Annotated in this window: 7 protein-coding genes; 5 read left to right on the forward strand and 2 right to left on the reverse strand. The window is 71.9% G+C overall.

Annotated features, from left to right (window positions below):
- Positions 1-6 precede the first annotated feature (6 nt).
- From ACFWAR_RS28950 to ACFWAR_RS28965, 4 genes are all read left to right on the forward strand, one after another.
- Positions 7-468 carry an SseB family protein gene (locus ACFWAR_RS28950; RefSeq protein ID WP_385783190.1) on the forward strand — a complete coding sequence of 154 codons (462 nt, stop codon included), beginning with the start codon at positions 7-9 and terminating at the stop codon, positions 466-468.
- Positions 469-489: 21 nt separating this feature from the next.
- Positions 490-1,458, forward strand: a complete 969-nt coding sequence (locus ACFWAR_RS28955; RefSeq protein WP_385783193.1) for an ArsR/SmtB family transcription factor — start codon at positions 490-492, stop codon at positions 1,456-1,458.
- 112 nt (positions 1,459-1,570) lie between these two features.
- A complete protein-coding gene (locus ACFWAR_RS28960; protein WP_385783196.1) occupies positions 1,571-1,948 on the forward strand; it encodes a hypothetical protein in 378 nt (125 codons plus the stop codon).
- 126 nt (positions 1,949-2,074) lie between these two features.
- On the forward strand, positions 2,075-3,070 hold the full coding sequence (locus tag ACFWAR_RS28965; protein WP_385783198.1) for a pirin family protein: 996 nt from the start codon (positions 2,075-2,077) through the stop codon (positions 3,068-3,070).
- A 30-nt stretch (positions 3,071-3,100) separates the two neighbouring features.
- Here the strand turns inward: ACFWAR_RS28965 and ACFWAR_RS28970 are convergent, their stop codons facing one another.
- Entirely contained in the window at positions 3,101-4,183 is a 1,083-nt protein-coding gene (locus ACFWAR_RS28970; RefSeq protein WP_385783200.1) for an AI-2E family transporter, read from the reverse strand.
- A gap of 5 nt (positions 4,184-4,188) precedes the next feature.
- Positions 4,189-6,390: a SpoIIE family protein phosphatase gene (locus tag ACFWAR_RS28975; RefSeq protein ID WP_385783203.1), complete on the reverse strand. Its 2,202-nt coding sequence runs from the start codon at positions 6,388-6,390 to the stop codon at positions 4,189-4,191.
- Between the two features lie 125 nt (positions 6,391-6,515).
- Between ACFWAR_RS28975 and aspS the strand changes: the two genes are divergently transcribed.
- Complete coding sequence (gene aspS / locus ACFWAR_RS28980) at positions 6,516-8,327, forward strand: aspartate--tRNA ligase (RefSeq protein ID WP_385783205.1); 1,812 nt, start codon at positions 6,516-6,518, stop codon at positions 8,325-8,327.
- Positions 8,328-8,366: the final 39 nt, after the last annotated feature.

Genomic DNA, 8,366 nt, shown 5'->3' on the forward strand with positions numbered 1-8,366 from the left:
CGGCCCATGTACGGCTACGACCAGAACGTGAGCGCGGGGCAGCAGCAGTACGGGCAGCCCCAGCAGGGGTACGCGCAGCCGCCGCAGCAGCCGCTGTACCCCGAGCCCTCGCCGCCGACCCTCGCGGACGCGGTGCGGGCCTTCACGACCGGGTCGCTGTCCGCCGAGGACTTCCAGCAGATCTTCGCGACCTCGAAGGTCTACTGCCCGCGCGGGGACACCCCCGGGTTCCTGGCGCTGCACAACACGCAGCAGCCGGTGATCCCGATGTTCACCACGCTCAAGGAGCTGCGCCGCTACGCGGGCAAGGAGTCCAAGCACTTCATCATCACCGGCGCCGAGGTGATCGACCTGCTGCCCACCGGTTACGGCTTCGTCCTCGACATGGAGGGCGACCACCGGATGGTCTTCGACGCGAAGGCCGTGGAGCAGATGGTCGACTACGCCATGCGCCGCATGTACGGATAGGGCGAACGCTCAGGGGGGCGCGTGCTCAGGGTCCACTTCACCGCCGAGGATCTGCTGGGCGTCCGGTTCGCCCCCGAGCCGCTGCCGCTCGTCGAGCTGGCGCTGGCCGTGGTGGCCGCGCAGCGCACCGACGCGCCCGAGGTCTTCGGCCGCTGGCGCCAGCGGCTGGGCCGGGAGCTGCCGCGGGCCGCGCTGCCGCTGCTGGAGGTGCTCCGCCCGGACGGCGACAACCCGGCCTTCGTGGAGCCCCCGGTGCGGGACTTCGAGGAGGCGCTGGACGCCGTACGCCTGGCCGCCCCCCTCGTCGACGACGCGGAGCTGAGCCGGATCCTCGCGCGCAGCCGCGGCGGGGCCGCCGTCGGGTCGTGGCTGCGGGGGCTGCGGGAGCGGGACCGGGAGTCCTGGGGGCTGCTGGAGGACGCCCTACGGGCCGCCCACGAGGTGGTGATCGCCCCGCACTGGGCCGCGATCGGCCAGTCCTTCCGGGCGGACGTCGCCTGGCGCGCCCACCTGATGGCCACGCACGGGATCAAGGCCGTCCTGGCCAGTACGCACCCGGACGCCACCTGGTCGGGGACGGTCTTCGAGGTCGGCCGTCCGCCCGACTTCGAGATCCGGCTGGAGGGGCGCGGGCTCACCCTGATGCCCTCGCCCTTCTGGACCGGTCGGCCGCTGCTCGCGGGCCACCCCGACGGCTCGAACCTGCTGATCTACCCGGCGATGACCCCGATGCCGCTGGTGCCGCCGGGGCGGGCCGAGGGCTCGCTGGACGCCCTGCTGGGGCGCACGCGGGCGGCCGTACTGTCCCTGCTGATCCAGCAGCGGACCACCAGCGAGCTGGCCCGGGACCTGCACATCAGCCTCCCCTCCGTCTCGGAGCACACCCGCACCCTGCGCGCGGCGGGCCTGATCACCACCCGCCGCGACGGCAAGGCGGTCCTGCACACGGCCACCGGCCTCGGCGTGGACCTGCTGCGCAGCGGCGGCTGAGCGACGCTTCGGCGCTGCCCGAAAGGATCGCGACCGGGCCCCGCCCCGGCGGACCATCGGCGCAGCGGGGGGATCCACGGGGGACCCCCCCGCCACGACCGAGGAGGCAGGCATGACGCGTACGTCGACCCGCACCAAGCTCGCGGCACTGGCGGCGACGGCGGTGATGGCGCTGGGTACGGGGGTCCTGGCGGCGTCGCCGGCGTCGGCGAAGGCCGCGGACTCGTCCTTCGGCTGCGAGTCCGGAGCCGTCTGCATCTACGCCGGCGAATGGGACTGGTCCAACCCGACGAACGCGTACTACAGCGCGGGCGTCCACCGGATCTACGGCAAGGAGGGGCGCCACATCGTCTACAACAACCAGACCCCCGGGTGGACCGTGCGCCTGTGCACCGGCATCGGCACCGGGTGCGGACCCAAGATGAAGGCGGGCGACGGTTGGCCGGAGAACCTCTCCCCGATCAACTCGCTGAAGATCGAGCGGCCGTAACCCTCCAGGGCCGGTCAGGGGACCCGTGGGCCCCGGGGGAATTCCCCCGGGGCCCCTTCTGTTCTGTCAGGCATGGCGGAAAGTTCGAGTTTCAACTAAACTCGACGCCAGAAGGAGGTCCCGACCATGCCTGCAGTGACTGTGGAGAACCCGTTGACGCTCCCCCGCGTCGCCGAGCCCGACCAGGAGACGACCGCCCGCAAGGTGCTGGCCGTCACGACCGCTCCCGGTGGTTTCGAGGGCGAGGGATTCCCGGTGCGCCGCGCGTTCGCCGGGATCAACTACCAGCACCTCGACCCGTTCATCATGATGGACCAGATGGGCGAGGTGGAGTACGCGCCGGGCGAGCCCAAGGGCACCCCCTGGCACCCCCACCGCGGCTTCGAGACCGTCACCTACCTGATCGACGGAACCTTCGTCCACCAGGACAGCAACGGCGGCGGCGGAGTCATCAACGGCGGCGACACCCAGTGGATGACCGCCGGCAGCGGCCTGCTGCACATCGAGGCCCCGCCGGAGTCCCTCGTCGTGTCCGGCGGGCTCTTCCACGGCCTCCAGCTGTGGGTCAACCTGCCGGCCTCCGACAAGATGATGCCCCCGCGCTACCAGGACATCGGCGGCGGCCAGGTCCAGCTGCTCTCCACCCCCGACGGCGGCGCACTGCTGCGCGTCATCGCCGGTGAGCTGGACGGCCACCAGGGCCCGGGCATCACCCACACCCCCATCACGATGATCCACGCGACGATCACCCCCGGCGCGCAGATCACCCTCCCGTGGCGCGCGGACTTCAACGCCCTCGCCTACGTCATGGCCGGGCGCGGCACCGTCGGCACCGACCGGCGCCCGGTGCACACCGGGCAGACCGTCGTCTTCGGCGAGGGCGGCTCGCTCACGGTCCGGGCGGACGAGGCCCAGGACTCCCACACCCCCGACCTGGAGGTCGTACTCCTCGGCGGGCAGCCGATCCGGGAGCCGATGGCGCACTACGGGCCGTTCGTGATGAACAACAAGCACGAGCTCCAGCAGGCGTTCGACGACTTCCAGGCCGGGCGGCTGGGGCGCATCCCCACCACCGCGCGGACGGGTCTGGGCCACCGCGGCACGGGCACGGCGAACGACTGACCCGAGGGCCGGATCGAGGACCGAGGGCGCTCAGGCCGGGGCAGCGGCCCCGGCCTCCGGCGCGGGCGGTGGCGCCTGCTCGGCGGTGTACCGGGCGCGCAGCTCCGACAGCACCCCGAAGCCCGCCGCCGCCAGCGGCACGGCCAGCAGCATGCCCAGGATCCCGGCCACGCTGGCCCCGGCGGTGATCGCCAGCAGCACCACCGCCGGGTGCATCTGGACCGTACGGCTCTGGATCATCGGCTGGAGCACGTTGCCCTCCAGCACCTGCACGGCGAGCACCACGCCCAGCGTCCACAGCCCCGTGACCCACCCCCGGTCCGCGAAGGCGACCAGGACCGCCACCGCGCCGGAGAAGAACGCGCCGAGGTAGGGGACGTACGCGCCGACGAAGACCAGCGAGCCCAGCCCCACCGCCCCCGGCACGCCCAGGATCAGCAGGCCGATGGTGATGCAGACGGCGTCGATCAGGGCGATGAAGGTGGTCCCGCGCATGAAGCCTTCGACCGCCTGGAAGGCGCGGCGGGCCATCGCCACGGCCGTGTCGCCGGCGGAGCGCGGCACGACCGAGCGCAGCGCGTCGGCGGCCCGGTGGGAGTCGCGCAGGAAGAAGAACACCAGCAGCAGCGCGAGGAGCGCGGTGGCGAGCACCTCGCCGACCACGCTGATCCCGGCGAGGACGCCGGAGGCCGCGGTGGCGCCGAAGCGCGTCAGCAGCTCCTTGGCGTTCTTCGCGAGGAAGGGCACGGTCTTCCCGTCGCCCCCGTAGTGCTTGGAGAGGCGCTCGACCGCGTGGCGCAGGGCCGAGAGGATCTGGTCGCCGGTGTCGAGTATCGCGGCCACCACGACGTACGAGGCCCCGCCGACCACCCCGATGATGGCCAGGCAGGTCAGGGCGGCGGCCAGCGACCGGTTCACCTTCATCCGCACCAGGCGCCGGTACATCGGGCGCAGCAGGGCGGTGCCCAGCAGGGCCAGCAGGACGGGCGTCACCGCGGTCTGGAAGACGTCGCAGAGCCAGAGGAAGACGCCGACCACGCCGGAGACGAGGAGGGCGACGACGCACCAGGCGGCGAGGCGCCGCACGGGCGCGGGGAGCAGGGAACTGATCACCGGCCTCAGCGTAGGGCCGGGTCCCGCTCGTCCGGGAGCGGATCGGGCTTGGACTGCTCGTCCAGCTCGAACCAGATCGACTTGCCGTCGCCCCGCGGGTCCACGCCCCAACGGTCCGCCAGCATCTCCATCAGCAGCACGCCGCGTCCGCTGGACGCCATCTCGCCGGGGTGCCGCTTGTGCGGCGGTTCGTCGCTGGAGTCGGCCACCTCCACCCGCAGCCGCCGCTCGCCCAGCTCGCCGACGGCCTCGGCCGTGAGCAGCGCGTCGCCGTCCGTGTGCATCAGGACGTTGGTGACCATCTCGGAGACCATCAGGACCGCCGAGTCCCGCTGGTCCTCGTCCGCCCAGTCGTGCAACAGCTCGCGGATCTGCTGCCGGGCGCCCGCGATGCGCTCCGGCTCGGCCTGCGCCACGGTCAGCAGCGTGCGCCGGACCGGCCGGGCCGGGTGCGTGAGCGGGGTGCCGCAGCCGCAGCCGGGGTCCTCGCGGCACAGCAGCACCACGGCTATGTCGTCCTCGCGCCGGTCGGCGAGCGGGCCGGTGGTGTGGTGCGAGGAGGGCCCGTGGACGGCGGAGACCAGCAGGTCGGCGAGCTTCTCCAGGCTCCCGCCCTCGTGCGTCTCGGAGTGCGTCTCGGACTCCAGGATCGCGCGCAGCCGGGCCCAGCCGGTGTCCAGGTCGTGCCCGCCGGTCTCGATCAGGCCGTCCGTGCACAGCATCATCGTCTCGCCGGGTTCCAGGGTGAACCGGGTCGTCGGGTAGTCGGTGTCGGCGACGATGCCGAGCGGCAGCCCGCCCGCGGTCGGGCGCATCAGCACCGTGCCGTCGGTCATCCGGACCGCCGGGTCGGGGTGGCCGGCCCGGGCCACCTCCATCAGGCCCGTCCGCGGGTCGCACTCGACGTACAGGCAGGTCGCGAAGCGCGGGCTGAGGTGGTCGCCGTACCCGTCCCCGTCCTCGTGGGGGGCGGCGCGCTCGTCGGACGAACTCAGCCCGGCGAGGAAGCGGGAGGCCCGGGAGAGCACGGCGTCCGGTCGGTGCCCCTCGGACGCGTAGGCCCGTACGGCGATCCGCAGCTGGCCCATCAGGCCCGCCGCGCGCACGTCGTGCCCCTGGACGTCCCCGATGACCAGGGCGAACCGGCCCGACGGCAGCGGGATCATGTCGTACCAGTCGCCGCCCACCTGGAGGCCGCCACCGGTCGGGACGTAGCGCGCGGCGAGGGTCATGCCCGGGATCTCGGGGCCCAGCTGCGGCATCATCGACCGCTGGAGGCCCGTGGTGAGTTCCCGCTCGGATTCGGCCACCACGGCGCGCTGGAGCGCCTGCGCGAGCATCCGCGCCACCGTGGTGAGCACCGAGCGCTCGTCGGGGGAGAAGGACACCGGGTGCTTGAAGGCGGCCATCCAGGCGCCCATGGTGCGCCCGGCGACGATCAGCGGGAGGAAGGCCCAGGAGGTCCGGCCGAAGCGCTGCGCGAGCGGCCAGGTGGCCGGGAAGCGCCGTTTGTAGTCCTCCGGGGTGGGGAGGTAGATCGCCCGGCCGCTGCGGACGACCTCCGCGGCCGGATAGTCGGTGTCCATGCGCATGTCCGCGAAGGGGGACTCGTCCCCGGCGTCGTGCCCGTGGTGCCCGATGATCGACAGCCGGTCCCCGTCCATCCCGAAGACGGCCAGCCCGTCCGGGCTGAAGCCGGGCATCGACAGCGAGGCCGCGACCCGCAGCACCTCGGCCGTGGAGCGGGCCTCGGCCAGCGCGCGGCCCGCGTCCAGCAGGAACGCCTCGCGGGAGCGCCGCCAGTCCCCGGTGATGGGGGTGTGGACGGCCGTGGTGCCCGGTTGGGGCTCGGCGATCTCCTGGATCGTGCCGATCAGCTCGTAGTCGATCCGGCCGTCCGTGGCCGTGTGCGGCACGGGTTTGGAGCGGCTGCGCACGGTCCGCAGGACGCGCCCGTCCACATCCATGATCCGCAGCCGGGCCTCGGCGAGGGTGCCCTCGGCGACGGCCAGGTTCACGATGCCGTTGATCTCGTTCCAGTCGACCGGGTGGAACCGGGACCGTACGGACACCTCGGGCAGGGTGACGGGCTCGGCGGGCAGGCCGAGCAACCGGGCGGCCTCACCGTCGAGGGTGACCGTTCCGGCGGCGTTGTCCCAGCGCCACAGACCGGTGGCGATCGCCGCCAGGACGTCCTCGGTGCGCATTTAGTCATCTTTACAGGTCATCCCGTTCGGGTGCCCGTTCACACGGGCCCACGGGCGTGCCCGGCCGGGCGGTAACCTGGGCAGGGTTGATTTCCACCCTGCTATCGCGAAGAACTGGATGAACGATGCATCGGTACAGGTCCCACAGCTGCGGCGAGCTGCGCAACTCTGACGTCGGCTCCGACGTCCGACTGAGCGGCTGGGTGCACAATCGTCGTGACCTGGGCGGCATCCTCTTCATCGACCTGCGGGACCACTACGGTCTGGTCCAGCTCGTCGTCCGCCCGGGCACCGCGGCGAACGAGGTGCTCTCCAGCATCTCCAAGGAGTCGGTCGTCCGCATCGACGGCAAGGTCGTCTCCCGCGGCGAGGACAACCGCAACCCCGAGCTGGGCACCGGTGACATCGAGATCGAGGTCACCGACGTCGAGCTGCTCGGCGGCGCGGCCCCGCTGCCCTTCACGATCAACACCGACGACGGCGTGAACGAGGAGCGGCGCCTGGAGTACCGCTTCCTCGACCTGCGCCGCGAGCGCATGCACCGCAACATCATGCTGCGCTCCGCCGTCATCGCCTCCATCCGCTCCAAGATGGTGAACCTCGGCTTCAACGAGATGGCGACCCCGATCCTCACCGCGACCTCCCCCGAGGGCGCCCGTGACTTCGTGGTGCCCTCCCGCCTGAACCCGGGCAAGTTCTACGCCCTGCCGCAGGCGCCGCAGCAGTTCAAGCAGCTGCTGATGATCTCCGGCTTCGACCGGTACTTCCAGATCGCGCCCTGCTTCCGCGACGAGGACGCCCGCGCCGACCGTTCGCCGGGCGAGTTCTACCAGCTCGACGTCGAGATGTCGTTCGTGGAGCAGGAAGACGTCTTCCAGCCCATCGAGAAGCTGATGACGGAGATCTTCACCGAGTTCGGCAAGGGCCGCCCGGTCACCTCGCCGTTCCCGCGGATCCCCTTCCGCGAGTCGATGGTCAAGTACGGCAACGACAAGCCCGACCTGCGCACGAAGCTCGAACTGGTCGACATCACCGACGTCTTCGAGGGCTCCGAGTTCAAGGCGTTCGCGGGCAAGCACGTGCGTGCGCTGGCCGTCCCGGACACCGCCGCGCAGCCGCGCAAGTTCTTCGACGGCCTGGGCGAGTACGCGATCTCGCTGGGCGCCAAGGGCCTGGCCTGGGTCCGCGTGGGCGAGGACGGCGGCCTGACCGGCCCGATCGCCAAGTTCCTCACCGAGGAGAACGTCAAGGTCCTCACAGAGCGGCTCGGTCTCGCGGCCGGCCACGCGGTGTTCTTCGGCGCCGGCGAGTTCGACGAGGTCTCCAAGATCATGTCGGGCGTCCGCGTCGAGGCCGCCAAGCGCGCGGGCCAGTTCGAAGAGGACGTCTTCCGCTTCTGCTGGATCGTCGACTTCCCGATGTACGAGAAGGACGAGGAGACGGGCAAGATCGACTTCTCCCACAACCCCTTCTCCATGCCGCAGGGCGGCATGAAGGACCTGGAGGAGAAGGACCCGCTCGACATCCTGGCCTGGCAGTACGACATCGTCTGCAACGGCATCGAGCTGTCCTCCGGCGCCATCCGCAACCACGAGCCCGAGCTCATGCTGAAGGCCTTCGCGATCGCGGGCTACGAGGCCGAGACCGTCGAGCGCGAGTTCGCGGGCATGCTGCGGGCGTTCCGCCTCGGCGCCCCGCCGCACGGTGGCATCGCCCCGGGCGTCGACCGCATCGTGATGCTGCTGGCCGACGAGCCGAACATCCGCGAGACGATCGCCTTCCCGCTCAACGGCAACGCCCAGGACCTGATGATGGGCGCGCCGACGGTGCTGGAGGAGACCCGCCTGCGCGAGCTGAACATCGCGCTGCGCAAGCCGGTCGAGACGAAGGCGGCCGCCCCGGCGGCCGAGGCGGTCGCGCCTTCCGCCGCCGAGTAGTCGACGTACGCGAACGCCCCCGCCGGATCCGATCCGGCG

Origin of the sequence: Streptomyces sp. NPDC059917 (assembly GCF_042730635.1) — a bacterium.
Taxonomy (GTDB): domain Bacteria; phylum Actinomycetota; class Actinomycetes; order Streptomycetales; family Streptomycetaceae; genus Streptomyces.

What these genes read in the sequence shown, in the direction of transcription:
- ACFWAR_RS28950 (WP_385783190.1), top strand. Translation starts at nt 7, where the DNA reads ATGTACGGCTACGACCAGAACGTGAGCGCGGGGCAGCAGCAGTACGGG.
- ACFWAR_RS28960 (WP_385783196.1), top strand. Translation starts at nt 1,571, where the DNA reads ATGACGCGTACGTCGACCCGCACCAAGCTCGCGGCACTGGCGGCGACG.
- ACFWAR_RS28965 (WP_385783198.1), top strand. Translation starts at nt 2,075, where the DNA reads ATGCCTGCAGTGACTGTGGAGAACCCGTTGACGCTCCCCCGCGTCGCC.
- ACFWAR_RS28975 (WP_385783203.1), bottom strand. Translation starts at nt 6,390, where the DNA reads ATGCGCACCGAGGACGTCCTGGCGGCGATCGCCACCGGTCTGTGGCGC.
- aspS (WP_385783205.1), top strand. Translation starts at nt 6,516, where the DNA reads ATGCATCGGTACAGGTCCCACAGCTGCGGCGAGCTGCGCAACTCTGAC.